The following is a 24844-nucleotide window of genomic DNA, read 5'->3' as shown; positions in this document are numbered from 1 at the left end:
TTTATTCTCCCGTATTTCGTTTAGTTTTGACGTGATCGCTCGCGATTTGGATAGCGGCGAGCACCGCTGCCTGACGAGCGTCTAGATGAGGGGACTGTTCACGAATCTCACGGATTTTGCTATCGACCAGAAAGCCCACTTCCCTCACATGATCGGCCGGCTCTTCGCTGACGATCGTATAGTCTTGACCCGCGATATGAATTGTTGTTCGTTGTACCTGCACGCGTCACCCCTCCTTTACGTCTATTCAAAATTAATCATAACATCGTTTGTATATTAGGAAAAGAAGAAGGTCCCTCGCTTTTCCACTCCAACATTTTGTAATACCCTATTTCAAAGTTGTCAAACGTCAATCTTCATTGAAAAATGAAAGATAGGGTGGCAACACCGCATGAAATGTGCGAAAATAGCAACAATTCAAACATCAAGAGAGGATGATTTATTTGAAATTACGCATTGGCCTTCTAGGTCGCATCATCATCGCTATCGCATTCGGGATTCTACTCGGTAGCATCGTACCAGAAAGCCAGAACTGGATTGTCCGGACGTTCGTCACGTTCAACACGGTCTTTGGACAGTTCCTAGGCTTCGCCATCCCACTCATCATTCTCGCCTTCATCATTCCAGGAATCGGGGAACTTGGAAAAGGCGCTGGGAAATTGGTCGGTTTGACGGCACTGATCGCATACGTATCGACAATCGTTGCCGGGACGCTCGCCTACTTCGCGACGAGCAACCTGTTCCCACAAATTTTGACACGTAACAACGCGTCAGCTGAAAGCCCGGAGGAAGCGCTCTTAAAAGGCTTCATGGAATTCGAGATCCCACCGGTATTCGGCGTTATGACGGCGCTCATTCTCGCATTCGTCATCGGCATCGGGATTGCCGCCATCGAAAGCAAGCGCTCGCTCGATTTGGCCATGGATTTCCGCGATATCATTGAACTACTCATCAGCAAAGTCATCATTCCACTATTACCGATTCACATCGCCGGAATTTTCATGAACATGACGTATGCCGGACAAGTCGCTGAGATTCTCTCGGTGTTCTCGCTCGTCTTCGTCACAATCATCGTCCTACACTTGACGATGCTCTTGATTCAATACTCGATCGCAGGGGGTCTCAACAAAGAGAACCCGCTTCGCCTCTTGAAGACGATGATGCCGGCTTACTTCACAGCCATCGGGACACAGTCGTCAGCGGCGACAATCCCGGTCACGCTTCGTCAAGCGAAAGCGAACAACACAGACGAAGGCGTCGCCAACTTCGTCGTCCCGCTCTGTGCAACAATCCACTTGTCAGGGTCGACGATCACGCTCACATCGGTCGGTGTCGCCCTCATGTACTTGAACGGCATGCCGATGTCTTTCGCGATCGTGCTCCCGTTCATCCTCGCCCTCGGCGTCACGATGATCGCGGCACCAGGCGTACCAGGTGGAGCCGTTATGGCCTCGCTCGGTTTGTTCGGTTCAATCCTCGGGTTCGATGCGACGATGCAAAGTCTCGTCATCGCTCTCTATTTGGCACAAGATAGCTTCGGCACGGCGACGAACGTCACGGGAGACGGGGCCATCGCCAAGATCGTTCATTACTTCAAACGCAACACGAAACTCCTCGACGACGCGAAAGCGCGCGAAGAAATCGCATAATACGCTCCAAAATTTGATAGAATGAGGAAAACGGGCAGGCCACGCGGTTTGCCCGTTTTTCATACATACGAAGAAAGGGTGTTTACATGGAACTGATTCGTTGGAACGACCTGTCCGGATTTGAAGAACGCGTCATGCCCCACCTGCTCGAACATGAGGCCGAGAACAGCTTGATGATCGGTGTGCTCGATGCCATCAAGCAAGACCGATACGAGTCGTATCATCAACTGACCGTCGAAGATGACGGTGATGTGCTCGCGATCCTGCAAGTGACGCCGCCTCATCCGCTCAATTATGTGCTCGTGAATCTTGAGCGAGAGAATGACGTCCTTCGTCTGCTCGTGCCTGAACTGTTGAACGGGGATATTCCCTTCACCGAGGTCGTCTCGCAAGCTGATTCAGCAATGAACTTCTACACGCTCTGGTACATCCTGACGGCGCGAGAGCCGAAAGTCTTCATGGAGCAAGGCCTGTATCGTCTTGATCACGTCAACGACATCCCGCTGTCGGAAGGGTCGATGCGACGTGCCACCGAGGAAGATGAGACGTTCCTCGTGAAGGCGTATAACGCGTTTGAAAAGGAAACCGGTTTGCGGGTCTCGTCGAAGAAGGAAGCGAAACAAAAGATCGCGACGATGCTCGAGAATCAAGAAGTGTACGTCTGGGAAGTCGACGGCAAGGTCGTTTCCTGCGCGAAGAAATCGCGTGAGACCGCAAACGGCGTCACCGTCTCGTTCGTCTACACGCCAAAAGCGTTGCGCAAGCGCGGCTATGCCCGCTCGCTCGTCGCCGAGCTGAGCCGGGAGCTCTTGACGTCGAAACAATATTGTACGCTCTATACAGATTTGAGCAACCCGACATCGAACAAGATTTACAAAGAAGTCGGCTATCAGAAAATCTTCACCTCGGCGTGGATTCGATTGCCTAGCTGATTTGATGCGTCTCCCCTATACTGTAGGGGGAGGCGATTTTTGATGAACAGACTATTCGGTTGGTGGCTCCGCATCCCGCGCCGGGTCCGGATGACCGCCTTGACAGTCGTCACGCTCGCGGTGCTCGGCTACATGGTCTTCCTCGGCGGAAGGAGCATGCTCGACGACCCGAACTGGGATACGCTCTGGCTGAGCGTCATCGGTGCCGCCCTGCTGACCTTGATCGCGTATAAGGCAACAAAAAAGTGATCGACGCGTTCGTCGATCACTTTTACTATACGTTTAGAAGAATGAAGCTGGGTTGACCGTGTTACCCGCGCTCGAAGACGAGTACGAGTAGCCGCCACGGTGAATCTCAAAGTGCAAGTGTGAGCCAGTCGAGTTCCCTGTGCTACCCATCGCGCCGATGTTTTGGCCTTGTGTCACACGTTGACCGGCTGATACCGATACCGAGCTCATGTGTGCGTACACTGTCGTCCAGACCTGCCCGTTCAAGACGTGTGTGATGATGACGTGGTTGCCGTAGGCCCCACCCCATCCAGCACGTGTGACCGTACCTGTTTGTGACGCATTGATCGGCGTTCCGACTGGTCCCGCGATATCAAGTCCGTTGTGGAACGAGTAGCCGTTCGCACCGCTCGCCGCGCCCCAACCTTGTGAAAGACGACCGTTCGCCGGACGTTGGAACATGCCGCCGCTTGCTGGTACTGAAGCTGCTGCCGATGCTGTCGGCGTGCTGACTGCGCTCGCAGCAGAGTTCGAACTCTGTTGTTTCTTCGCTGCCGCTGCTGCCGCTGCCGCACGTTTGGCTTCTTCGGCCGCACGACGTTGTGCTTCCATTTCAGCTTTGATGGCTTTTTCTTGTGACTTGAGTGTTGACTCCATTTCTTGGAGGCTCACCAATTTCGATTCGAACTTCACTTTTTCAGCGTTGAGTTTCTTGATCTTCGCTGCGCGCTCTTTCATTTTCTTGTTGAGCGTCTTTTGACGTTGTTCGAGTTCTTCTTTTTGTTTCACGAGAGCGTCGCGCTCGGCTTTCAATTCAGCTTGCGCTTTCGCCAACTTCTCTTTTGTCGCTTGGTACTCTTCGAAGATTTGCTTGTCGTTCTCTTGGATCGTACCAGCTGTGATCATGCGTGTGAGCAAGTCACCGAAGTCTTTCGAACCGAAGATGAACTCTGCCCAGTCGATCGAGCCGCCGCCGTTTTTTTGCATTGTGGCCATGCGCTCTTTCATGAGCTCTTCTTGCGCCTTCATCTTCGCTTCATATTGCTTGATTTGCTTTTGAAGGGCTGCGATTTTTTGTTGTGTCGCACGAATCTCAGCTTTCTTTTGTGCGACGTCGTTGATGACGTCTTGGAGTTCAGCATCTAACTTGTTGATTTCTTGCTGCTCTTTGCTGATTGCCTGTTCACGTTTTTGGATCGAGGCGTTCGCTTTGCTCTGTTCACTGCTATTCTTTTGTTGTTGCTGCTGCACCTTTTTCTGTTTGTCTGTAAGTGACGCTGCATAGCCAGGTGTCGTGCCGCTAATGAGAAGAGCTCCTAAAGTGACGGTTGCTGCAAGTTTCTTCAAGTTAACCAATGTGCTTCCCTCCGCTGAGTTCTGTGAATTTCTATATAAAATAGATCGAATAATTTATAAGTTAAAACGCGAATTCCTGTATCGCTCTGAGACTCATTATAGCAATCCAAACCTAAAGTTATTTTACACTTATATTTCATTCGCATTACATTGACCTGTTTTGGGTTTTATACGTTTAAAAATGGGGGTATAAAGGGATTTCTCATTTACTCATGTCACAAAAACGTTATAAATAAAAAAGAAAAGCACTTCTTGAAAGCGCTTTTCAAATAACTACCTATATGATTTTTTTACCACCTTGGGGAGACATACCCCGATCGCGACCGGTTCGTTCGGCCGTGTTTCCACAAATAATAACCGCCAACGAGAAGGACGCCACAGGCTGCCCCGAAACTGTCGAGCAGGATATCCTGAATGAGCGGCGTCCGCTCAGGCGTCAGGCTTTGATGGAACTCATCAAAGATGGCGACCGTATTTGCGAGCGTCCATGCAAACAAGATCGTCAGACCGGCATGGAGTCTTGTCCGTGACACGGCTTTGACGAGAAGTGCCCCGAGAGCGAAGAAGACGGTGAAGTGCGCCGCTTTCCGAATCAAGAACTCAATCAAGCCGACGCTCCCTTTCGCCTCGAGCGATACTGGTCCTCCGGCGTACTCGAAGTCGACGGTCGAGAGTACCGGTTCGGCCCACGTCCAATCGAACCGTTCGAGCGGTGAGACGATGCTCTGGTCCGAATACGGGGTCGCGCTCGAGAAGAATAAGCCAATCAGGATCAAACTGATCCATATAAATTCATTTTTCAGTATGTACATAACACCGTTCCTTTCTACAACGAGTCTCATTATACGCCGTCCATCATGTTTCATTGTAACAACGACTTCATCATTTCATGAGAATTTGATTGCGAACAACCGGTTCAAAGTCGTGTCTTGAAATTCCGATTGGTATAATAAAATCAAAAAGGGGGAATCAACATGATCTATCAATATGAAGCGGCCGACATGAGCGGCAAGCTCCAACCGCTATCCAAATACGAGGGGGACGTCCTGTTGATCGTCAACACGGCGAGCAAGTGCGGTTTCACACCACAGCTCGACGGGCTCGAGAAATTATATGAACGTTACCAAGGGCAAGGTTTCCATATCCTCGGCTTCCCGTGCAACCAGTTTGGCAATCAAGACCCGGGCTCGAACGAGGAAATCAGCGAGTTCTGTCAATTGAACTACGGCGTGACGTTCCCGATGTTCGCCAAAGTCGACGTGAACGGGAAAGACGCCCACCCGCTCTTCCAATACTTATCGAAAGAAGCACCTGGCCTGCTCGGCTCGAAGACGATCAAGTGGAACTTCACGAAGTTCCTCGTCGACCGGAACGGCAACGTCATCGAACGGTTCTCGCCGCAGACGACACCGGACGAGATCGAGACGGCGGTCAAACGCCTGTTATAAGGAAAAGGATGGTCCACCGAAATCCGGCGGGCCATTCTTTTTTTAGCGTGGGGTGATGAAGTTGATCGTGTAGAACGGACTTGATTCTTCATTATAGACGAGGCCGACCGACACGTGCGTGAAACCATCTTTCAAAATGTTCTCCCGGTGGCCGAGCGAATTCATGAGTCCCCAGTGGGCGTGGAAGACGCTCATCTGCCCCATCGCCAAGTTCTCTCCGGCGAGGGAGTAGGCGATGCCGGCTTCATTCATCCGCTCGAACGGGTCGCGGCCCTCGGGATCGGTATGGCTGAAGAAGTTGTTGCGGGCCATGTTCTCACTATGGGCGCGCACGACCGGGAGCAGCGGTTCGTAGTCAGCGAGCGCCGACAATCCAAACTTCTGACGGTCCCAGTTCATGAGCATCCGCATCAATTGTTCGTTCGCGACGAGATTGTCTTCCGACACGTCGCCGTAATAGCCGTCGCTCGACTCCTCGACGTCCCGGTCGACGGTGAGCACGGCCTTTAGCTTGTCCTCATCGTGCTGATCGAAGAACAGCGTCAAGTAGTCATCATCAATCGCATAGACGTTGAACGACGGGTCGTCCGGAATCAAATAGCGTTTCAATCCCTTATTGTATGACTTGACCTCATCGAAACCGATTTGCTCGACTTGTTGTCGCGTCGTCTTGCCCACGATGAGCCCTTCAAAGATGCTGCCCGTCTCGAACTGGTAATGGCCTTTCTTCGAACCGTCAGCATCGATCAACTCGAGGCTACGGTCGCCGCTCTTCTCGAGCAAGTACCAGTCGTGCCCGGCATATTGGCTCGTGAAGCGCGGGGCGTCGGTCGAGCGTTCTTGTTGCTCCTCCGCCACTTCCGTCGACTTCACTTGAATGCTCGTCGGCGCCGACACGTTCGGCACTTCAAATTTCCAGGCCGCATACATGCCGATCGCGAGCAATAAAATCACTAATTTACGAAACATCGCGTCTCCTTTCGAAAACCTACTCCTCTCGCTCACCGAACGCACGCAACCGCGCCTTGATGTCGATGAGCATCTCCATATAAGCGATATACGTCGCCTCATCTATATTCAGCATACCACTCACTTTGAGCGGTACCTCCTCGGCCTGCTCACGCAATGCGCTCCCGGACGGCGTGAGTGACAACAGGACACGGCGCTCGTCGTCGGTCGCCCGCACTTTCTCCACGTAATCGAGTTGCATGAGCCGCTTGACGAGCGGTGACAATGTGCCCGAATCGAGCGTGAGCCGCTCCCCGAGCTGTTTCAAATCGATATTGTCCTCTTCCCATAAAACGAGCATGACCAAGTACTGGCTATATGTCAGGTTTAACGGCGCCAAGATTGGGCGATATAATCTTGTAAGCTCTTTTGAAGCGGTATAGAGCTGAAAACAGATCTGATGCTCTAATGTTAACGAACTTTTCATAGTATTTCCTCCGGCTACAGTCTTAGGACAAGCATATCATTTGATTATCTGTTTGACTGCTCTATAATTAGATTGTGCACAACTTAATTGCCTAAAAACGAAATGGAGGAATTGAATCATGAAACAATTATTCACAGCTTCTGCAACTGCAATCGGTGGCCGCGAAGGTCGCGTTACATCGACGGACGGCGTCATCGACTTGAACGTCTCAATGCCTGGCTCAAAACACGCGGACGAAGCGACGAACCCGGAGCAACTCTTCGCAGCGGGTTATGCGGCATGTTTCGGTAGCGCCTTGAACCTCGTTATCGGCAAAGAACGTATTAAAACAGATGGCACGAACGTCACAGGACACGTGACGCTCAACCAAGACGATGAAGGCTTCTTCATCTCGGTCGAACTCGAAGTCGAGATCAAAGGTGTGGATCAAGCGACGGCGGAACGTCTCGTCGAAGCGGCACACCAAGTTTGCCCGTACTCGAAAGCGACACGCGGCAACGTCGACGTCAAGTTGACTGCCAAAGCAGCATAATCAGATGGCCCCCTTCCGAGCGGGCTTTTTTTTGCGTCTCCCTACTCTACAGAGTAGAATGAAGAAACGAACGATTCATCGAGAGGAGGCGGACGATGTTCAAAGGTAAACGCAAATATGTGACGATCGGCGTCGGGGTCGCGTTCCTCCTCGCTGCTTTTTATAACGGACTGACCATTCGAAATTATAAGGTCGAATCCGACAAACTTGAGACCGGTCAATCGTTCCGGGTGATTTTGTTGTCCGACTTGCACGGTTATTCATACGGGGACGACCAACGTGTCTTGATCGACAAAGTACGAGAACAAGAACCCGATTTGATTGCCCTTCCCGGCGATATTCTCGACCGGTTCCGCTCACCTGACGCCTCGTTTGAATTGATCAAAGGCTTACAAGGCATCGCGCCGATGTATTTCGTCACCGGCAATCATGAGATCGACGGCTCGGACGATTTCGTCCGCCACGACGTCAAGGACGTATTTCGCTCCTATGGTGTGACCGTGCTCGAGAACGAGACCGCGTCAATCAATGTCAACGGCGTCGACGTCCTCGTCGGCGGACTCGAGGACCCATTGCGGACGTATACGGAAAACATCCACGGCAGCTGGGAAGAGACGGCATTGACCTCACTCGGTGATGTCGACGCGGAGACGGCGTTCAGTCTGCTCTTGTCACATCGGGCCGAGCAGGTCGAGACGTACGCCGCCTTACCGTTTGACCTCGTCCTGTCAGGCCATGCCCACGGCGGACAGGTTCGAATTCCCTATTTATTGAACGGGCTGTATGCGCCGGACCAAGGCTTCTTCCCGAAGTACGCCGGGGGCTTGTACGAGCACGAATCATTCACACACGTCATCGGGCGTGGCTTCAACTATAGCGTCAGCGTACCGCGTGTGTTCAATCCACCGGAGATTGTCGTCATCGACGTCATCGGGAAAGGGGCTCCCCAGTGAGCCCCTTTTCCTATGTTCCCCATAAATCGGATTCGCAGGCGCTTAAGAAGGGTACAGTACTCTTGTTGTAACTTACCTGTTTTCAAAAAAAGGAGGAAGTGGACATATGCGTGCTGTCACCTATCAAGGAGCAAAAAACATTGAAGTCAAGGATGTGAAAGACCCGGAGATTGAGAACCGGGAAGAGATTATCGTCAAAATCACGTCAACGGCCATCTGCGGATCCGATTTGCATATTTACCAAGGAAATATGCCGACCCGTCATGGCTATGTGATCGGTCACGAGCCGATGGGAATTGTCGAAGAAGTCGGTCCGGATGTGACGAAAGTGAAGAAAGGCGACCGTGTCGTCTTACCGTTTAACGTCTCTTGCGGACACTGTTACTACTGTGAGCATGAAATGGAGAGCCAGTGCGACAACTCGAACCATGCTCCTCATACCGATGCAGGCGGCTACTTCGGTTTCACGGAGCAGTTCGGGAACCATCCCGGCGGTCAAGCCGAGTACTTAAAAGTGCCATATGGAAACTTCATGCCGCTTGTCATCCCGGAGTCATGTGAACTAGACGACGAGGCACTCTTGTTCTTGTCGGACGTTATTCCGACAGCATGGTGGAGTCTAGAGAATGCCGGTATGAAAGCGGGAGACACGGTCGTCATCCTCGGCTCAGGTCCTGTCGGTTTGATGACACAAAAATTAGCCTGGGTGCGTGGTGCGAAACGCGTCATCGCCGTCGACCCGGAAATCTACCGGTTGAACCGGGCTAAACTCTCTAACAATGTCGAGACCGTGTTGATGAAAGACCCGATCGATACTGGCAAGTATATTTATGAAATTACAAACGGCGGGGCTGACGTGGTCATCGATTGTGTCGGATTCGACGGAAAAAAATCACCGATTGAGAAAGTCGAACAAAAGTTGATGGTCCAAGGAGGAACCCTCAGCGCCATCAAAGTCGCGAAAGAAGCGGTGCGTAAGTTCGGTACCGTACAATTGACAGGGATTTACGCGATGAACTACAACCAGTTCCCGCTCGGTGATTTCTTTACCCGAAACGTCAGCATTCGGACGGGACAAGCGCCGGTCATTCACTACATGCCTGAGCTGTTCCAAATGATTGTCGACAAGAAGTTCGACCCGACCGATATCATCACGCACCGTCTGCCGCTCGAGCAGGCAGCTGATGCGTACAAGATGTTCAATGATCATTTGGACGACTGCGTCAAAGTCGTCTTGAAACCATAACGAACAAGCGGTCCCCGACAGATGTCAGGGACCGCTTGTTTATTTACCAGATCGTCCGTTCTTCGCAACATTGTGCTTCCCTTTCGATTTGAACGGTCGAACGCTCGAACGTGGCGAACTGTCGGATTCGTTTCGTCACCTCACGCAAGACGCGCTGGTCGTCCGTGTCTGCCCCGATCAAGACGTGGCACGTGACGGCGAGTTCGTTCGATGAGATTGACCAGACATGTAAGTCATGGACTTCTTTGACGCCATCGACGCCACCGAGTTCACGTTGCATCGCCACGACGTCGATTTGGTCGGGTGTCCCTTCCATCAAAATATGGATCGCCTCCCGCGTCACGCGGTAGCCGCTCAACAAAATCAGGACAGCGACGAACAGACTCGCGATCGGGTCGGCAAGTGTCCATCCGAACGCCATGATCAATACGGCCGCCGTGATGGCACCGACCGAGCCGAGCAAATCGCCGAACACGTGCAACAGTGCACTGCGGACGTTCAAGTTGTCACGTTCCCCCCGCATGAGCAGCCAGGCCGCGAGTACGTTGACGAGCAGTCCGATGATGGCGACCGTGAGCATGCCCCCGCTCAAAATCTCAGGCGGGGCGAACAAGCGCTGATACGCCTCGATGATGATGTAGATGGATATGACGAGCAGCGTCAATCCATTGACGAACGCCGCCAAAATCTCGAACCGTCGATAGCCGAACGTGCGCTCCGGCGTCGCCTGCCGTGCCCCGAACCGAACGGCGAGAAAACTGAGACCGAGCGCGGCTGCGTCACTGAGCATGTGGCCCGCATCCGACAAGAGCGCCAAACTGTTCGTCCATAATCCGCCGATGACCTCGACGACCATGAACGTCGCAATCAGGACGAACGACCAGAATAATGCCCGTTGGTTCGTCGTATGATGATGGTGATGGTCGTGCCCGTGATGATCGTGATGTGCGCCCATTGTTTCTCCCCCTCTCTCTATATAGTCTATACCTTCCACCTCAAACATTCAAACGTTAATTTGAATGAATACATAAAAACAATCGCCGAAAGGGATGTCCTCTCGACGATTGTCGTTATTTCTGTTCGAGCCGGACCCGCATGACGCCGTCATAGGGGAACAACTTCAACTGGCGAGTCTCACCTTCATACCAACTGCCGGCGTTTTGACTGCTCGTCGCCGTCACATCAGGCGTCGCGACCGCTTGGCGGTCCCAGTCGATCGCCCGCACTTGTTGGTCACGTACCATCAAGAAGAAGCCGTCATAGAAATGGTATTCGTTCACTTGGTCACGCTGGACCGCTTTCGGGGTACCGAGCGTGGCCCGGACACTGTCGATGTCTTGGCCGAGCACTTCGATTGTCGCCGCATCCGCCGTCGGGACGACGGTCTTCCATGCCGCGGTCACATCGTCATCGGAAATGCTCGTCGCTTCTCCCGTCACTTGTGCTTCCGTCACCCATCCCGTCGTCCGCTCATTCAATTGGAGCTTGACGAAACCACTGACGGCCTCGAGCTGTTCGAACCGGTCACCGAGGTCGGCCTCATAAATGACCGTCGCCCGGTCGTCGGCGAACACTTTCGTATAAGGTGCCGCGATATAGACGTACGTTCCCGCTGACTCGTCGGCCTCCGCTTCCGGCTCGTCTTCTTCTGTCGCCTCTGATTCATTATTGACCGACTCGGTCGCGATGTCGTCTGTCTCCGGCAACGCCGATTTCTTCGTGTCCATGAAGGCCGCGAAGGCGATGACGCCGACGAGTGAAGCGATCAATGCGATGACCGTCGCCGTTTGCCATAACCGCTTCCGTTTCCGTGATGCGGCCCGTGATACCCGTACTTCTTCTTTCATGTGATTCCACCCCTATTTGTTTCGTCTATTCTGTTCGGATTCGGTAAGGGGGATGCCGTTTCCTGCCTCGTCGAAGAAAATTTGCGGCTCGCTCGTCAACGTCTCGAGCGTCCGCAGCGTCGCGTCGACGTCGACCGGAGGTTTTGTATCACCCGACTCAAGGACGCGCACCGTCTTTCCGAGCTCGATCGTCCGGTCCGTCAAGCGGTGGAACGTCCGGTCATGCGAGATAAGAATCAATCCGCCTCGATACACTTCGAGCGCGGCCTCGATTTGCTCCCGTGTGGCCACATCCAAATAGTTCGTCGGCTCATCGAGGGCGAGCAGGTCCGCTTCCGAGAAGTACAAGATGAGGAAGGCGATGCGGCACTTCTCCCCCATGCTCGCCTCTCGAATCGGCTTATACACCTCATCACGGCGGAACAAGAAATGGGCGAGCAGCGTCCGCGCCTCCGTCTCGGTGATGTCACTTTCGGCGAGGAGCGCCTCGAGCAACGTTCCTTCGGCTGGCAATCGGGCGAGCGTCTGCGAGAAGTAACCGATTTTCAGTTTCGGGTGACGCTGGATGTCCCCGGTCTCCGGTGCGAGTTCTCCAATCAATAGTTTCAACAGCGTCGTCTTCCCGCTCCCGTTCGGCCCGACGATGGAGATGCGGTCACCCCGGTTCACCGTGAACGAGAGGTGCTCAAAGAGGGGTTCCTCGTAACCGAACGAGACGTCGTCGACCGTGATCCACGTCTTCGCCTCGAGCGGGTCGGCTTGGAAACGGACGGAGACATGGGCCGCGTCTTTCGGGCGATCGGGCCGAGAACCTTCGAGTTGCTCGAGCTTACGTTCCCTTGCCTTCATTTTGACGGCGAGGTTCGCCGCTCCTTTTTGCGCGCCGGGACTCCGTACGCTCGCCGTCGCTTTCGCTTTCAAATGCCACCCCTTATATTGGGCGATCATATCAAGCAGCTCCGACTTCCGCGCTACGTAGCGGGCATGGGCTCGCTCGTCGCGTACACGTTCCTCGGCCTTCTGGTGTTTATAGGCCGTGTAGTTGCCAGGATAGCGGACGACTTTCCCTTCGTCTAATTCAAGGATGACCGTCGCGACATCGTCGATGAACTGGCGGTCGTGGGAGATGGCGAGCACCGTACCCGGAAACTCGTTCACCCAGCGCGTCAGCCACTCGATTGAGTCGACATCGAGATGGTTCGTCGGCTCGTCAAGCAGGACGATATCGACATGTCGCATCGTGAGCCGAGCAAGTTGGGCCCGTGTCTGTTCACCGCCGCTCAACTCTCGGAGCCGGATCGAGTCCTGTGCGTCGAGACCGAGCCGTTTGAGCGCTCGTCTCGCTTCGGTCTCGAGTCCGAAGGCGTCAGTTGCGAGCGCCTCGTCGTATGCTTCAAGCACGCGCGCCGTGTCACCTGATGTGACATCCATGTAGAGCGGATAGCGCTGCGGGTCGCCTTGCATGACGTAGTCCAGCGCAGTCTCTTCTCCGTCAAACACCGTCTGTTCGACGACACCGACCGAACCTAAGACGTCGATCGTGCCTGCCTGTGGGGTCAGCTCGCCGATAAGCAGCTTGAACAGCGTCGTCTTGCCGGACCCGTTCTGTCCGAATAAGATGGCCCGTTCTGCTGCCGCCACGTCGAACGAGACGTTGTCGAATAATGGTTGCCGGTCGTGGTCGAACCGGACTTGTTGGATTGATAACATATTGTTTCACCTCGCTAATTGTTCGGATACGCGATGAAACAAAAACACCATCCGCTCAAAAGCGATGGTGTGAAGAGCTCCGGTCAAGCGGAAAGAAGGGTTACCCCCGTAGCCTGAAATTGGACACACTTCACCCGTGACTGTTCGTGCGAACAGTGATGATTCGTTTCATCTGTTGAGGGCGTGTGACTTTTTCATGGCACGTTGTACCTTCCTTTCCTAAGTTATTGCAACCGTACCAAATTGAAAGCGGATTCGCAAGGGGGTGCCCCACAATCTCCGATTTTTTCTACACCTTCCGGCGGATGCAAGCGCGTCATGCGAGCGGTATGATTAAACCAACTTAGATGATGAGGTGACTGCCATGAAATTACGAAACCTACTCGTCCCGAGCGCTGTCCTAGCGAGCGTCGGTACGTTCTTATATACACGATTCAAACAAAGACTGCCTCGCCCCGCCTTCAAAGTCCCGACGGTCAAGCCGGACCTCTCCTCGTTCGATGAGACGATGGTCGGCGCCACCTGGGTCGGCCATTCGACCGTGCTCATCCATTGGTACGGATTAAAGATTTTGACCGATCCGGTGTTCTCGAACCGGATTGGGGTCCACGTCGGCCCGGTCACGTTCGGTATGAAACGCCATACCGCCCCCGCCCTCTCGATCGAGGAGATCGGGCACGTCGACGTCATCTTGCTCAGTCACGCCCATATGGACCACTTCGACCATAAGAGCCTGAAGCGGCTGATCACCCGCGATACGGTCGTCATCTCGGCCCCGGGCACGAGCAAACTGTTACGTAAATATCCGAGCTTACAGACGCTCGAGATGCATCCACACGATAAATTGACGCTCGCGAACGGGCTCCACGTCCAAGCGATTCCTGTCGCCCACTGGGGCAATCGTTTCCCATGGGACAAACATATGGGCTATAACGGCTACGTCTTGAAATATAAAGGGGTCCGCATGCTGTTCGCCGGGGATACGGCGTACACCGAGTCGTTCAACGGGCTCGCGAACAAAGAGCCGATCGACCTCGCCTTTTTCCCGATCGGCGCCTATCAACCCGAGTCGTTCGAGGAAGCGCACTGCACCCCGGAGCAGGCATGGACAATGTTCAAACAGAGCGGCGCGAAGCGTTTCTTCCCGATGCATTGGGACACGTTCGTCTTATCCTACGAACCCGTCGAGGAGCCGTATGAGCGACTCGTCGCCGCGGCAAAGCTTGAACGTGATCAAATCGTGATCAAGGCGCACGGCGAAAGTATTCGGCTGTAGCTTTCGCTTTCACTTCCGGACGATTTTCGGTAACGTAAGAGGTGAGAGGGAGGGAATCAATTTATGGAATGGACCACACTCAACAATGATGTGAAACTGCCGATGCTCGGACTCGGCGTGTACAAAGTGGAAGACGGAGCGGTCACGGTCGACACGGTCAAAGCGGCGCTTGATGCCGGCTATCGGTTAATCGACACGGCGGCCATCTATCAAAACGAGGAGAGCGTCGGCCAAGCGATTCGCGAGTCAAGCGTCCCGCGGGAAGACATCTTCGTGACGACGAAACTGTGGAACGAGTTCCACGGCTATGACGAGGCACTCCAAGCGTTCCAAGATAGCCTCGACCGGCTCGGGCTCGAATATGTCGACTTGTTCTTGATTCACTGGCCGATGCCGCGCTTCGGCAAGTTCGTCGAGACGTATAAAGCGCTCGAACAGTTGTATGAGGAAGGCAAGGTTCGGGCCATCGGGGTCTCGAACTTTGAGATCAGCCACCTCGAACAGATCATCCAGTCATGCTCGATCGTCCCGGCGGTGAACCAAGTCGAGATCCACCCATACCTGTCCCAAAAAGAGTTGATTTCGTTCTGTCAGCGCTACGATATCCAGATTCAGGCGTGGAGCCCGCTCATGAAAGGGCGTGAGGCGCTTGAGGACCCGGTCATCACTAAGATTGCTGAAAAATACGGGAAGTCGCCGGCTCAAGTCATCTTGCGTTGGCACTTGCAGAACGGCGTCGCCGTCATCCCGAAATCAGTCACGCCGAGCCGGATTCGCGAGAATATAGAGGTATTCGACTTCACGTTGACGAAAGAAGAGATGCACGCGATCGATGGACTCAACCGCGACGAGCGGACCGGGTCTGACCCGAACGAGATGCACAAAATCCACTACTGAGGAGAGATTGTACATGTTCAAAAAACTAGCTTCTGATTTGACAGGCTTCAGCGATATCGGCGAAGTCATCGACCCGAAAGATTTTGATAAAGCGGATTCGGATGATTACGTCCTGCATGAGGACAACGAGAAGATTTATTTCTTGATCAAATCGAAATCGGACGAGTACTGCTTCACAAACTTGGCGATGATCCACCTGGACGGGACGAGTGCGATGAGTTCGAAACGCGTCTTGTACCGTTATCCTTACGCCCATTTCCCATTGAATAACGTCATGTTCGAGACGGCCGGTACGGTCGACATGGACGTCGAGATCAAGTTCACCATCGGCGACAAGCCGTACTCGATCGACGTGAACAAGAAACAAATCGAGCATGTGAAAGACTTGTACAAATCGCTCCTCGCCATCGCTGAGAAGCAACGTGAAGGCCGGAAGATGATGGAGTATGCCAACGCGTCACTCACGCATTCGGTGTCGATTTTGAGCGGGCTCCGCCAAGGCGACATGAACGTTGCCGCGACGTTCAAGGAATTGAACGAACAGAGTTTCGACTGGCTCAAAGGCCACTATCACGAGTGGAACCGCAAAGACTTCGGTGACGTGTTCGAAAAATATATCAACAACTAATGAAAATGGCCCGCGATTCGTCTCTGAATCGGGGCCATTTTCATTTACTTTCATCAATCAACTGTTCGGCGAGCCGTTGAAACAAATGGCTCATGTGCACGGCCGAGGCGATGGCGAGCGACTGTTGGATGCCGTTCGTCTCGTTCGTGCGTACGTTGGCGAGGAGCGTCTCGGCTTGCGCCTCGAACGCCTGCATGTTCTGCTCTTTCTGAACCTGGTACGCGTCATAGAAGTCCTCGAGCGAGAAGCCCTCGTCCGACTCGTTCAACGGCCGGAGCGTCTCTTTGATGTCATTGATCGAGAGCAATCCTTTCATCTCGTAAATCAGGCTGAGCAACATCAAGTGCTCGTTCGTGTATTTCTTGTTTTTGACAGGATGGAACAACTTGCCCTTGGCGTAGTTGTTGATCATCGTCTTCGTCAAAATCGTCTCATCGTCGCTTCGTTTCATCTTGCCGTAATGTTGCTCGAACAGCTGGATGACTTGGTCCATATATAAGTCGATCGTCGGGAGCACCTGTTTCGGCAACGTCCCTTCCGTCTCTACAATCTCGTGCGGTTTCATTGGATCACCTCCCTTTCAGTATACGGACAAACTCAATTTGTCGAAACAAAAACCTTGTTGTTCTTCCGTATACAGCTTATCATGTAGTTATGGATACTACATGACGTGATAAGGAGTGTTTTTACATGAATTCGATTTTTCGGGAACCGATTAATGCACTGACCCATTTGGCCGGGGCCGTGCTCGCGTTCGTCGCGTTGATTGCGATGACGGTGAAAGCGTCTCTGCTCGGGTCGCCGCTCGCCATCATGGCTGCGATCTTGTTTGGGATTAGCCTCGTCTTCCTCTATTTGTCGTCCGGCCTGTACCACAGCATCATCGCCTCGCCGAAAGTCATCGCCTTTTTCCGGAGAATCGATCATGCGATGATTTACGCCTTGATCGCCGGGACATACGCCCCGCTCACGTTGCTTGCGCTCGAAGGGCCGACGCGTTGGGTGTTGTTCGGCACCGTCCACGCGCTCGCCTTGTTCGGCATCATCTTCAAGCTCGTCTGGTTCCACGCGCCGCGCTTCTTGTCGACGGCACTCTATATCGGCATGGGCTGGTTATCGGTGTTCTTCATCGGGCCGCTTCATGACGTCATCGGCAACGCCGGCATCTTCTGGCTCATCCTCGGCGGCGTCATGTACACGATTGGCGGACTCATTTACGGCTTCAAGCCGAAGTTCGTCAACTGGCGCGGTTGGGGCTTCCACGAGGTGTTCCATTTGTTTATCTTGTTCGGCAGTTTCGCCCACTTCGTCTGCGTGTTCTGGTACGTCTTCTAAGTCCTCCTCGTGAGGACTTTTTTTCATGAGCACATTCATTTACTTCAAATTCAAGACATCCTACACTGACTGTAGGAGGGATTGAATATGAAAATTGAAGTTTGGTCAGACTATGTCTGCCCGTTCTGTTATATCGGCAAGCGCCGTCTAGAAGAAGCGCTCGAACAGTTCCCGCACGCGGACAACGTCGAAGTGGAGTTCAAGAGTTTCGAGCTCGACCCGAACGCCCCGACGACGGACTCGCGTTCGATTTACGAAGCACTTGCGAAGAAATACAGCATGCCGCTCGAGCAGGCGAAAGGCACGACGGCACAAGTCGCTGCCCAGGCCCGCACCGTCGGACTTGAGTACGATTTCGACAACATGGTCGTCACGGGCACACTCGACTCGCACCGATTGACGCACTATGCGAAGACGGTCGGCAAAGAGAAAGAACTGTCAGAAGCGCTCCTCAAGGCGTACTTCGTCGACGCGAAACATATCGGCGACCACGACGTCCTCGTCGAGATTGCGACAAGTGTCGGACTCGATGCTGACGCCGTGAAAGACGTGCTCGCTTCAGACGTATACACAGAAGACGTTCGCGCTGAAGAGAAGCGTGCAAGCGACCTCGGCATCACCGGCGTCCCGTTCTTCGTCTTTGACGGAAAATATGGCGTCTCTGGCGCGCAACCGACCGAGGCGTTCACACAAGTGCTTGAGAAGACGTGGGCCGAATCGGCACCGACGCTTCAAGTGCTCTCGGGTGGCGCGACGTGCACGGACGACAACTGCGATATCTGATGTTACACGAACAAAAGCAAAGCATTCGCCTATATTTGGACGAATGCTTTTTAGGGTTTTCTTAAAAAACCTTATGTATACGCAATGTTTTACTTGTAGATATCTCTGCGATGACCGATTTCTAAAATGAGAATTGTGATTGTCTCGTCTTGAATATCTGCAATTAGACGATAATCACCAATGCGATACCGCCATTCGCCAGAGTGATTGGCAACTAGCCCTTTCCCATGACGGCGCGGATCATCTGTTCCGACCAAGTTTTTCTTGATCCAGGCCATGATGATCCGTGCCTGTTGGGGATCCATCTTTTTCAATGTTTTTTGAGCATTTCGTTCGAATGCGACTTGATAAACTTTCATTTCAAGTTTAAATCCTTCATCATGTCGTCGAATGAAATTGCCTCAGAATGCTCTTGATGAGCATTCATGGCTTCATGATACAATTTTAAATCGAGTTCATCCTCAATTCGTTCTAAAACAGCATCGCGGACGAGAGTGGAAAGGGTAAGATTCTTCGTTTTCGCATACTCTCTAATGAGACGTGCATCCTCTTCGTCGAGTCGAACAGATATTGTACTCATATGATCGACCTCCTTTGTAATACATTGTATTACGAAAATACATATTTGTATAGCCGAATCCCGGCTTCTTTTTTGTAGCTTTCTAAATCGTTCTGAAGGATAATTATTATTACCTAATAAGAATCGAGGACTTAACCATATGTGGAAAAATCGCAACGTCTGGATCATCTTGACCGGGGAGTTCGTGGCCGGTCTCGGGCTTTGGCTCGGCATCATCGGCAACTTGGAGTTCATGCAGGAGAAAGTGCCGTCTGACTTCGTCAAGGCCCTCATCCTCGCTGGCGGATTGCTCGCCGGGGTCGCCATCGGGCCGCTCGCCGGCCGTCTCACCGATCAAGGCTCGAAAAAGAAAATCATGCTCATCTCGAGTATTGTCCGGGCACTGAGCGTCCTGTTCATGTTCGTCGCCATCGAGACGGGAAGCGTGCTGTGGATGGTCGTCTTCCTCGTCTTCCTGCAAGGGTCGGCCGCGTTCTACTTTCCGGCGCTCCAGGCGGCCATCCCGCTCATCGTCAAGGAACGAGAGTTGCTCGCCTTGAACGGGGTGCACATGAACGTATCGACGCTGTCGCGTGTCATCGGGACAGCCATTGCCGGCATCTTGCTCACGCTCATCTCACTTCGGGACGTCTACGCGCTCTCGCTTGTCGCTTATCTGCTCCTCGCCGTCGCGACGTGGTTCTTGAAGATCGACGAGACGACCGTCCCGTCTGCGAAGAAAGTGGACGCCAAGTCGTCCGGCGGGTTTAAGGACGTCTTTCCGATCATCAAATCGATTCCGGTCATCTTTATGACGCTCGTCATGACGCTCATCCCGCTCCTCTTCATCGGCGGGTTCAACTTACTCGTCATCAACATTAGCGAGCTACAGGACTCGACGGCGATCAAAGGATGGATTTACACGGCCGAAGGGATTGCCTTCATGGTCGGTGCGTTCCTCATCAAACGGATCGGTGAGAAGTTCTCCGTGTTCTCCATCTTGTTCACGTTCTCGTTTTTGATCGGGGTCGCCCAGCTCATGCTTTACTTCGCCGACATCCCGGCCGTCTCGATCGCGGCGTTCGTCTTGTTCGGCTTCTCGGTCGGCTGTTTCTTCCCGACGGCGGTGACGATTTTCCAGACACGGATGCCGAAAGACTATCACGGACGTTTCTTCTCGTTCCGGAACATGCTCGACCGGATCGTCTTCCAAGTCGTGTTACTCGTCACCGGCTTCTTCCTCGACTTGATCGGCTTACAGCTCATGGTCGTCTTGTTCGGGATCAGCTCGATCCTCATGACGGGTGCGTTCCTCATCTACACGCGCAAACACAAACTTCATATCGAAACGGACGAGGCCGAACGCCTCTCTTCGTGACAAAAGCGCTGACCGAATTCGGTCAGCGCTTGTTCATGTCTTCGATGTCACGCCACCAGTTGGTCGTGTCGTTCCGTCCGTCGAGCGTGATCCGCTCACCGATTCGCGGCGTGAGCACGTCCTCTCGTGGTAAGAGCCCCACCATCTGTTCGGCTGGGTCGAACCAGGCATGGAACGATAACGTGAACGCGCCCCAATGGATCGGGAGCATCTTGTCGGCCCGCACGTCCCGGAACGCCTGTGCCGTCTCAGTCGGTTGCATATGCACGTCCGGCCAACGCTCGTCGTATTGGCCGCACTCGAGCGCTGCGAAGTCGAACGGTCCGTACGCATCACCAATTTCTTTAAAGTGCGGCCCGTATCCACCGTCCCCACTGAAGAACAGGCGATCCGTCTCACCGAGGACGACCCATGACGCCCAGAGCGTCGCGTTGCGGTCAGTGAGCGAGCGGCCCGAGAAGTGCCGAGCCGGCGTGCAGACGAACGTCCATGGCCCGAAGTTGTACGTCTCGCCCCAATCACGTTCGACGATGCGTTCCGTCCCGACACCCCACCGTTTCAAGTGGCTGCCGACACCGAGTGGGACGATGAAGACCGCGACCTTGTCTTTGATTGTTTGAATCGTCGCATAGTCCAAATGATCGTAATGGTCATGCGTGAGCAGGACGACATCGATATCTGGTAAGTCGTTGAGCTCGAACGGCAAGTCCTCGCTGAACCGCACGTTCTTTGCGAACGGGAGCGGCGACGGGCTCCGGCCGAACATCGGGTCGACGAGCATCGTCTTGCCATCCATTTGGACGAGCATCGCCGAATGGCCGAGCCAATAGATGCGGGTGAAGCTCGAGCCGAGTTTCTCGCTGAAGTCGATTGGGACGACCGGCAACCGCTCACTCGGTTTCCGGAGCGAGTCCGGGTTCAAATATTCCTTCGACATCGAGATCATGTCGTCCGTTGAAAACCGCATCGGTGTATCGAGCTGATTGCGGAACTTGCCGTTCACGAGGTTCGGCGACCGTAGCGTTTTCGGCTTTTTCCCGAGCGGTTTATATTGGGTAAGCACGGTCCCCGTCACGGCTGCCATGCCCATCAATGTAAATAATAATGTCTTCTTCATGTTCATCCACTCCTCTACGTTTTCATTATACGGTACTAGCGCCGATTTCCCTGTTTTTGAATACAGAAAAAGACGGCACATGGCCGTCTCATGATTCTTGTAAAATCTTGATATCGTTCACGATATCCTCGAGCGGTACGTCTTGGAAACCGGGATACACTTTGATGATCTTCCCATCTTGGTCGACGAGGTAGAAGGATGTCCCGTGATCGACTTGCGTGCCCTCTGCCGGTTTACGAACGAGCGCCTTGAAGTTCTGTTGAGCGAACGCCTCAATCTCCTCCTGCGAGTAGCCCGTCAAGAACTGCCAGTCAGCCTGTGCCAAGTCGTAGTTTGCCATGAATTCTTTGATTTTATCTGGCGTGTCGACGGTTGGATCGACGCTGAACGACACGAACTGGACGTCCTCGACACCTTCCTCAACGAGCGCCTCATTGAGCTTTGTCATGTTGTACGTCATCGGTGGACAGACCGTCTCACAGCTCGTGAAGACGAAGTCGGCCATCCAAACTTTGCCCTTCAAATCGTCCAGACTAACCATCTCTTCATTTTGATTCATATAGTCGAACGACTCGATCTCCCAATTGAGCGGGTCTTCAATCTCCTGGCCGCACGCGGCGAGCACCGCCATCAAGCTGATCAATCCGATGAGCATCCATTTCTTCACACGTTCCATCTCCTTCATTGTCAATTGCGTCTCACGCGCCAGACGAGGAGCGTGATTAAAGTAAATGCCGTCAAGGCAAGGAACGGGATCGTCACGAACCCGAACCAATTGATGTACTGCACGTTACAAGGTACGCCTGCGACACACGGTTTGATGTCGGCGAACCCGGGCACTTTTTGGACCAAGTAGTGGTACAAAGAAACGAGACCGCCGATCATCGACAGCGGCAATACATACTTCTTCACCGCCCTGTCGTCCGTGAACACGGCAACGCCGAGCAGGATGACGAGCGGATACATGAAGATGCGTTGAATCCAGCAAAGCTCACATGGCACGAACTCGCGAATCTCACTGAAGTAAAGACTGCCGAGCGTCGCTGTGAGAGCGACGAGCCAAGCGAGATAGAGACCATAACGGGTCAAGAACGACTGCTTCATGGTGTGCCTTGCTCAATCAATCGTTCAATCGTCTCATAGTCAAACGGATCTTCGAGCATGGCGCCGTTGATCATGATTGAAGGGGTGAACTGGACACCGTGCTCTTTGACGAGCCCGTCATCGAGGCTCACTTGATCGAGCACCGTCGAGTTCTCACTCAAGTCGTCCTCGAGCTTCGCCACGTCGACCGATGTCGTCTCGCTCGCAATCTCTGTCAACCGCTCGACCGTGACCCATGCCTCGTCGTGCTGCTGACTCGCCGGTTGCGCGTCGTAGAGCGCCTTATGGAAATCCCAGAACGCGTCCGGGTCTTGTTTATACACCGACTCTGACGCGAGCGATGCCAAAATCGACTCTTGTCCGTGGAACAGGACGTTGATGTAGCTGAAACTGATTTTCCCTGTGTCGATATAGTCTTGCTTCAACTTCGGATAGACCGTCTCACCCCACTGTTTACAAGACGGGCATTTATAATCCCCGAACTCGACGACCGAGACGGGTGCGTCCGCATCTCCGAGCGTCGGCTGTCCTTCGGTCGACACATGCTCTGCCTTTACTGGTGCCGCCGTCTCCGCTTGTTCGGCCGGCCGGTTCAAGAGAACGACCACGACGGCCACGAGGGCGACCGCGAGCAGCGTCGCGATGACCAATAGTTTATTCTGTTTCATTTGTCTCACCTCTATTTGTATCGATTCGTCTTTCATTATAACGAAAGCGCTATCTGTTTCCACGAAATCGACCTTGTTTTTTTATAACTTCGCTTCATGTCACGGAAAAGATGACGATGAACAGAGTGGAGATTGTCACTGTAGGAGGAATTTGTTCATGAAATCATTTTCGATGCGCCTCGGCCTGATCTTGGCGCTCAGCATCGCCACACTCGTCTTTTTGCTCACCATCACGCTAACGTACATGACCAGCCAACGCTCCGCCGCCTCGCTCGAAGCAGAGATCGGGGAACGGTTGTCGATGACGTCGCACCAGCTCGTCGATAAGCTCGACTTTTACATGTGGTCGCGCTATCAAGAAATCCAATTGCTCCAAGGACTCGACGCCTTGAACGAACCCGCCTCGAGCCGGGCCCTGCTCGACCAAGTCCAAACGAACATCCCCGCTTTCTCATGGATGGGCGTGACCGATGCGGCGGGGAACGTCGTCGCTTCGACGAATGGAATATTAGAAGGCGCTTCAATCAGCGAACGCCCTGTCTTTCTAGAAGCCCAGGATGAGCCGTTCATCGGGGATGTCCACGAGGCCGTGTTGCTCGCGGAGCTGTTGCCGAACCCGACCGGTGAAGTCCTTCAGTTCGTCGACATCAGTGTCCCGCTGTTCCGTGACGGGGCCTTCCAAGGCGTGCTCGCGACTCACCTCAGTTGGGAATGGGGGAAGGAAGTGCTCCGCCACTTCAACCGGACGCTCCACCATCAGTCCGAGTATACCGACCTCTTCGTCGTCAGCGGACGCGACAACACCGTGTTGCTCGGCCCGGACCATCTCGTCGGGAAACCGCTCCCGACGAAACTAGACGACGGATGGCACGTCGACACGTGGGCGGACGGGAAATCCTATTTGACGGGCGTCGCCACCGGGGAAGGGTATGAAGATTACGCCGGCCTCGACTGGAGTGTCGTCGTCCGCCAACCGGCCGAAGTCGCTTTCGCCCCGGTTGCCTCACTCGAGCGGAACATCTTATCGATCGGCCTCGTCGCCTCGTTCGTGACGGCCATCCTCGGTTGGCTCCTCGCCTCAGTCGTGACCCGGCCGCTAAAACGGATCACCGAGACGGCAGCCCTCATGAAACAAGGCAAAGCGAAGACGTTTCCACACCAATCAGGGATTCATGAGATCGAGTCGCTCGCTTTCGCCTTAGAATCGCTCGTCACGTCACTCACCGAATCCGAGACGGAGCGGGTCCATTACGAGTCGCTCGCCCATCGCGACGTCTTGACCGGGCTCGCCAATCGGACGGCGCTTCGTCACTATTTGAACGAAGCCCAGGCGACAAAGAACGAATACGTCTGTTTCTATATCGATCTCGACGGTTTCAAAGCAATCAACGATACATACGGGCACGCCGTCGGGGATGACGTCTTGATTAAGATTGCCGAGCGATTGAAACGAGTGACGCTCGATGGGTCCTATCCGGTCCGTTTGAGCGGTGACGAGTTCTTCCTCTTGTTCGAACGGAACGGACAGAACGGACACTCCATCACACGCATCGGCGAAGACATTATCGCGTCCCTGTCCAAACCGATCGCTATTGAAAGCGGGACGGCAACCGTCGGGGCCAGTATCGGCGCCTCGCTCTGGCAGACAGAAACGGTGCCGCACGCCGCCATCAAACGGGCGGACCAGGCGCTCTACCGCTCCAAAGCGAACGGAAAAAATCAAATCACGCTCGATGAATCGCTCACATAAAAAAATCCATGTC

General features: G+C 53.6%; 29 protein-coding genes. 14 read left to right on the top strand and 15 right to left on the bottom strand.

Translation table 11 applies throughout. From position 1 onward, the window contains the following. Position 1: 1 nt before the first annotated feature. Complete coding sequence (zapA, locus tag KNP06_RS15360) at positions 2–223, bottom strand: cell division protein ZapA (protein WP_021066785.1); 222 nt, start codon at positions 221–223, stop codon at positions 2–4. Positions 224–434: 211 nt separating this feature from the next. Between zapA and KNP06_RS14210 the strand changes: the two genes are divergently transcribed. The 3 genes from KNP06_RS14210 to KNP06_RS14200 all read left to right on the top strand — a co-directional run bounded on the left by KNP06_RS14210 (position 435) and on the right by KNP06_RS14200 (position 2830). Next, entirely contained in the window at positions 435–1649 is a 1215-nt protein-coding gene (locus KNP06_RS14210) for a dicarboxylate/amino acid:cation symporter (protein WP_214708010.1), read from the top strand. A gap of 86 nt (positions 1650–1735) precedes the next feature. After that, positions 1736–2581, top strand: coding sequence for a GNAT family N-acetyltransferase (locus KNP06_RS14205; protein WP_214708008.1), 846 nt, complete (start codon positions 1736–1738; stop codon positions 2579–2581). 42 nt (positions 2582–2623) lie between these two features. Then, positions 2624–2830, top strand: coding sequence for a hypothetical protein (locus KNP06_RS14200; protein ID WP_214708006.1), 207 nt, complete (start codon positions 2624–2626; stop codon positions 2828–2830). 33 nt (positions 2831–2863) lie between these two features. On the opposite strand, the gene KNP06_RS14195 is transcribed toward KNP06_RS14200, so the two are convergent. Together KNP06_RS14195 and KNP06_RS14190 are read right to left on the bottom strand one after the other, a co-directional pair. Beyond that, complete coding sequence (locus KNP06_RS14195) at positions 2864–4165, bottom strand: murein hydrolase activator EnvC family protein (protein ID WP_214789447.1); 1302 nt, start codon at positions 4163–4165, stop codon at positions 2864–2866. Between the two features lie 290 nt (positions 4166–4455). Continuing rightward, positions 4456–4977 carry a VanZ family protein gene (locus tag KNP06_RS14190; RefSeq protein WP_214708002.1) on the bottom strand — a complete coding sequence of 174 codons (522 nt, stop codon included), beginning with the start codon at positions 4975–4977 and terminating at the stop codon, positions 4456–4458. Positions 4978–5139: 162 nt separating this feature from the next. Here KNP06_RS14190 and KNP06_RS14185 point away from each other — a divergent pair, with 162 nt between their 5' ends. Next, complete coding sequence (locus tag KNP06_RS14185; protein ID WP_029595900.1) at positions 5140–5613, top strand: glutathione peroxidase; 474 nt, start codon at positions 5140–5142, stop codon at positions 5611–5613. A 42-nt stretch (positions 5614–5655) separates the two neighbouring features. On the opposite strand, the gene KNP06_RS14180 is transcribed toward KNP06_RS14185, so the two are convergent. Next, the gene (locus KNP06_RS14180; protein WP_214708000.1) at positions 5656–6582 is read right to left on the bottom strand and encodes a CAP domain-containing protein; all 927 of its coding nucleotides are present in this window, start codon (positions 6580–6582) and stop codon (positions 5656–5658) included. Between the two features lie 19 nt (positions 6583–6601). After that, positions 6602–7048: a MarR family winged helix-turn-helix transcriptional regulator gene (locus KNP06_RS14175; RefSeq protein ID WP_214707998.1), complete on the bottom strand. Its 447-nt coding sequence runs from the start codon at positions 7046–7048 to the stop codon at positions 6602–6604. Between the two features lie 118 nt (positions 7049–7166). Here KNP06_RS14175 and KNP06_RS14170 point away from each other — a divergent pair, with 118 nt between their 5' ends. The 3 genes from KNP06_RS14170 (at position 7167) to KNP06_RS14160 (ending at position 9779) form a co-directional block, all read left to right on the top strand. After that, positions 7167–7580, top strand: a complete 414-nt coding sequence (locus tag KNP06_RS14170; RefSeq protein ID WP_214707996.1) for an organic hydroperoxide resistance protein — start codon at positions 7167–7169, stop codon at positions 7578–7580. A gap of 95 nt (positions 7581–7675) precedes the next feature. Next, the gene (locus KNP06_RS14165) at positions 7676–8533 is read left to right on the top strand and encodes a metallophosphoesterase (RefSeq protein ID WP_214707994.1); all 858 of its coding nucleotides are present in this window, start codon (positions 7676–7678) and stop codon (positions 8531–8533) included. A 106-nt stretch (positions 8534–8639) separates the two neighbouring features. Continuing rightward, the gene (locus KNP06_RS14160; RefSeq protein ID WP_114165942.1) at positions 8640–9779 is read left to right on the top strand and encodes a zinc-dependent alcohol dehydrogenase; all 1140 of its coding nucleotides are present in this window, start codon (positions 8640–8642) and stop codon (positions 9777–9779) included. Between the two features lie 43 nt (positions 9780–9822). Here the strand turns inward: KNP06_RS14160 and KNP06_RS14155 are convergent, their stop codons facing one another. The 3 genes from KNP06_RS14155 to abc-f all read right to left on the bottom strand — a co-directional run bounded on the left by KNP06_RS14155 (position 9823) and on the right by abc-f (position 13336). After that, positions 9823–10734: a cation diffusion facilitator family transporter gene (locus KNP06_RS14155; protein WP_214710448.1), complete on the bottom strand. Its 912-nt coding sequence runs from the start codon at positions 10732–10734 to the stop codon at positions 9823–9825. 115 nt (positions 10735–10849) lie between these two features. Continuing rightward, positions 10850–11626, bottom strand: coding sequence for a hypothetical protein (locus KNP06_RS14150; protein WP_214710447.1), 777 nt, complete (start codon positions 11624–11626; stop codon positions 10850–10852). A 12-nt stretch (positions 11627–11638) separates the two neighbouring features. Then, on the bottom strand, positions 11639–13336 hold the full coding sequence (gene abc-f / locus KNP06_RS14145; RefSeq protein WP_214710446.1) for a ribosomal protection-like ABC-F family protein: 1698 nt from the start codon (positions 13334–13336) through the stop codon (positions 11639–11641). Between the two features lie 364 nt (positions 13337–13700). Here abc-f and KNP06_RS14140 point away from each other — a divergent pair, with 364 nt between their 5' ends. From KNP06_RS14140 to KNP06_RS14130, 3 genes are all read left to right on the top strand, one after another. Continuing rightward, positions 13701–14612 carry an MBL fold metallo-hydrolase gene (locus KNP06_RS14140; protein ID WP_214710445.1) on the top strand — a complete coding sequence of 304 codons (912 nt, stop codon included), beginning with the start codon at positions 13701–13703 and terminating at the stop codon, positions 14610–14612. Positions 14613–14675: 63 nt separating this feature from the next. Continuing rightward, positions 14676–15509 carry an aldo/keto reductase gene (locus KNP06_RS14135; RefSeq protein ID WP_214710444.1) on the top strand — a complete coding sequence of 278 codons (834 nt, stop codon included), beginning with the start codon at positions 14676–14678 and terminating at the stop codon, positions 15507–15509. Positions 15510–15522: 13 nt separating this feature from the next. After that, the gene (locus tag KNP06_RS14130; protein WP_214710443.1) at positions 15523–16137 is read left to right on the top strand and encodes a PH domain-containing protein; all 615 of its coding nucleotides are present in this window, start codon (positions 15523–15525) and stop codon (positions 16135–16137) included. A 40-nt stretch (positions 16138–16177) separates the two neighbouring features. Here the strand turns inward: KNP06_RS14130 and KNP06_RS14125 are convergent, their stop codons facing one another. Further along, on the bottom strand, positions 16178–16702 hold the full coding sequence (locus KNP06_RS14125) for a DUF1836 domain-containing protein (protein ID WP_214789445.1): 525 nt from the start codon (positions 16700–16702) through the stop codon (positions 16178–16180). A gap of 125 nt (positions 16703–16827) precedes the next feature. On the opposite strand from KNP06_RS14125, the gene trhA reads away from it, so the two are divergent. Then, entirely contained in the window at positions 16828–17472 is a 645-nt protein-coding gene (gene trhA, locus KNP06_RS14120) for a PAQR family membrane homeostasis protein TrhA (protein WP_214789443.1), read from the top strand. Positions 17473–17559: 87 nt separating this feature from the next. After that, complete coding sequence (locus tag KNP06_RS14115; RefSeq protein WP_131437502.1) at positions 17560–18255, top strand: DsbA family oxidoreductase; 696 nt, start codon at positions 17560–17562, stop codon at positions 18253–18255. 89 nt (positions 18256–18344) lie between these two features. On the opposite strand, the gene KNP06_RS14110 is transcribed toward KNP06_RS14115, so the two are convergent. Together KNP06_RS14110 and relB are read right to left on the bottom strand one after the other, a co-directional pair. Further along, positions 18345–18614, bottom strand: coding sequence for a type II toxin-antitoxin system RelE family toxin (locus KNP06_RS14110; RefSeq protein WP_214710439.1), 270 nt, complete (start codon positions 18612–18614; stop codon positions 18345–18347). Then, entirely contained in the window at positions 18611–18835 is a 225-nt protein-coding gene (gene relB / locus KNP06_RS14105; RefSeq protein WP_214789441.1) for a type II toxin-antitoxin system RelB family antitoxin, read from the bottom strand. Before relB ends, KNP06_RS14110 begins: the two co-directional genes overlap by 4 nt. Positions 18836–18974: 139 nt before the next feature. Between relB and KNP06_RS14100 the strand changes: the two genes are divergently transcribed. Continuing rightward, positions 18975–20192 (top strand): MFS transporter, encoded by a 1218-nt coding sequence (locus KNP06_RS14100; protein WP_214789439.1) that lies wholly within the window; start codon positions 18975–18977, stop codon positions 20190–20192. Between the two features lie 22 nt (positions 20193–20214). Here the strand turns inward: KNP06_RS14100 and KNP06_RS14095 are convergent, their stop codons facing one another. From KNP06_RS14095 to KNP06_RS14080, 4 genes are all read right to left on the bottom strand, one after another. After that, positions 20215–21309 (bottom strand): MBL fold metallo-hydrolase, encoded by a 1095-nt coding sequence (locus KNP06_RS14095; protein ID WP_251129171.1) that lies wholly within the window; start codon positions 21307–21309, stop codon positions 20215–20217. 88 nt (positions 21310–21397) lie between these two features. Then, complete coding sequence (locus KNP06_RS14090) at positions 21398–21985, bottom strand: SCO family protein (protein ID WP_214707974.1); 588 nt, start codon at positions 21983–21985, stop codon at positions 21398–21400. Between the two features lie 11 nt (positions 21986–21996). After that, positions 21997–22413 (bottom strand): disulfide oxidoreductase, encoded by a 417-nt coding sequence (locus KNP06_RS14085; RefSeq protein WP_214707973.1) that lies wholly within the window; start codon positions 22411–22413, stop codon positions 21997–21999. After that, complete coding sequence (locus KNP06_RS14080) at positions 22410–23081, bottom strand: DsbA family protein (protein WP_214707971.1); 672 nt, start codon at positions 23079–23081, stop codon at positions 22410–22412. Before KNP06_RS14080 ends, KNP06_RS14085 begins: the two co-directional genes overlap by 4 nt. Positions 23082–23238: 157 nt before the next feature. Between KNP06_RS14080 and KNP06_RS14075 the strand changes: the two genes are divergently transcribed. Continuing rightward, positions 23239–24831 (top strand): diguanylate cyclase domain-containing protein, encoded by a 1593-nt coding sequence (locus tag KNP06_RS14075; RefSeq protein ID WP_214707968.1) that lies wholly within the window; start codon positions 23239–23241, stop codon positions 24829–24831. The last annotated feature ends 13 nt before the right edge of the window (positions 24832–24844 follow it).

Source organism: Exiguobacterium sp. s21 (assembly GCF_018617975.1).
GTDB classification, from domain to species: domain Bacteria; phylum Bacillota; class Bacilli; order Exiguobacteriales; family Exiguobacteriaceae; genus Exiguobacterium; species Exiguobacterium mexicanum_A.
Note: the sequence above shows the minus strand (reverse complement) of the source record. Positions and strands in the feature narration are given on the sequence as shown.

Excerpts from the sequence above, each read along its gene's own strand:
- KNP06_RS14210 (WP_214708010.1), top strand. The coding sequence starts at position 435 with ATGATTTATTTGAAATTACGCATTGGCCTTCTAGGTCGCATCATCATC.
- KNP06_RS14205 (WP_214708008.1), top strand. The coding sequence starts at position 1,736 with ATGGAACTGATTCGTTGGAACGACCTGTCCGGATTTGAAGAACGCGTC.
- KNP06_RS14200 (WP_214708006.1), top strand. The coding sequence starts at position 2,624 with ATGAACAGACTATTCGGTTGGTGGCTCCGCATCCCGCGCCGGGTCCGG.
- KNP06_RS14190 (WP_214708002.1), bottom strand. The coding sequence starts at position 4,977 with ATGTACATACTGAAAAATGAATTTATATGGATCAGTTTGATCCTGATT.
- KNP06_RS14185 (WP_029595900.1), top strand. The coding sequence starts at position 5,140 with ATGATCTATCAATATGAAGCGGCCGACATGAGCGGCAAGCTCCAACCG.
- KNP06_RS14180 (WP_214708000.1), bottom strand. The coding sequence starts at position 6,582 with ATGTTTCGTAAATTAGTGATTTTATTGCTCGCGATCGGCATGTATGCG.
- KNP06_RS14175 (WP_214707998.1), bottom strand. The coding sequence starts at position 7,048 with ATGAAAAGTTCGTTAACATTAGAGCATCAGATCTGTTTTCAGCTCTAT.
- KNP06_RS14170 (WP_214707996.1), top strand. The coding sequence starts at position 7,167 with ATGAAACAATTATTCACAGCTTCTGCAACTGCAATCGGTGGCCGCGAA.
- KNP06_RS14165 (WP_214707994.1), top strand. The coding sequence starts at position 7,676 with ATGTTCAAAGGTAAACGCAAATATGTGACGATCGGCGTCGGGGTCGCG.
- KNP06_RS14160 (WP_114165942.1), top strand. The coding sequence starts at position 8,640 with ATGCGTGCTGTCACCTATCAAGGAGCAAAAAACATTGAAGTCAAGGAT.
- KNP06_RS14155 (WP_214710448.1), bottom strand. The coding sequence starts at position 10,734 with ATGGGCGCACATCACGATCATCACGGGCACGACCATCACCATCATCAT.
- KNP06_RS14150 (WP_214710447.1), bottom strand. The coding sequence starts at position 11,626 with ATGAAAGAAGAAGTACGGGTATCACGGGCCGCATCACGGAAACGGAAG.
- abc-f (WP_214710446.1), bottom strand. The coding sequence starts at position 13,336 with ATGTTATCAATCCAACAAGTCCGGTTCGACCACGACCGGCAACCATTA.
- KNP06_RS14140 (WP_214710445.1), top strand. The coding sequence starts at position 13,701 with ATGAAATTACGAAACCTACTCGTCCCGAGCGCTGTCCTAGCGAGCGTC.
- KNP06_RS14135 (WP_214710444.1), top strand. The coding sequence starts at position 14,676 with ATGGAATGGACCACACTCAACAATGATGTGAAACTGCCGATGCTCGGA.
- KNP06_RS14130 (WP_214710443.1), top strand. The coding sequence starts at position 15,523 with ATGTTCAAAAAACTAGCTTCTGATTTGACAGGCTTCAGCGATATCGGC.
- KNP06_RS14125 (WP_214789445.1), bottom strand. The coding sequence starts at position 16,702 with ATGAAACCGCACGAGATTGTAGAGACGGAAGGGACGTTGCCGAAACAG.
- trhA (WP_214789443.1), top strand. The coding sequence starts at position 16,828 with ATGAATTCGATTTTTCGGGAACCGATTAATGCACTGACCCATTTGGCC.
- KNP06_RS14115 (WP_131437502.1), top strand. The coding sequence starts at position 17,560 with ATGAAAATTGAAGTTTGGTCAGACTATGTCTGCCCGTTCTGTTATATC.
- KNP06_RS14110 (WP_214710439.1), bottom strand. The coding sequence starts at position 18,614 with ATGAAAGTTTATCAAGTCGCATTCGAACGAAATGCTCAAAAAACATTG.
- relB (WP_214789441.1), bottom strand. The coding sequence starts at position 18,835 with ATGAGTACAATATCTGTTCGACTCGACGAAGAGGATGCACGTCTCATT.
- KNP06_RS14100 (WP_214789439.1), top strand. The coding sequence starts at position 18,975 with ATGTGGAAAAATCGCAACGTCTGGATCATCTTGACCGGGGAGTTCGTG.
- KNP06_RS14095 (WP_251129171.1), bottom strand. The coding sequence starts at position 21,309 with ATGAAGAAGACATTATTATTTACATTGATGGGCATGGCAGCCGTGACG.
- KNP06_RS14090 (WP_214707974.1), bottom strand. The coding sequence starts at position 21,985 with ATGGAACGTGTGAAGAAATGGATGCTCATCGGATTGATCAGCTTGATG.
- KNP06_RS14085 (WP_214707973.1), bottom strand. The coding sequence starts at position 22,413 with ATGAAGCAGTCGTTCTTGACCCGTTATGGTCTCTATCTCGCTTGGCTC.
- KNP06_RS14080 (WP_214707971.1), bottom strand. The coding sequence starts at position 23,081 with ATGAAACAGAATAAACTATTGGTCATCGCGACGCTGCTCGCGGTCGCC.
- KNP06_RS14075 (WP_214707968.1), top strand. The coding sequence starts at position 23,239 with ATGAAATCATTTTCGATGCGCCTCGGCCTGATCTTGGCGCTCAGCATC.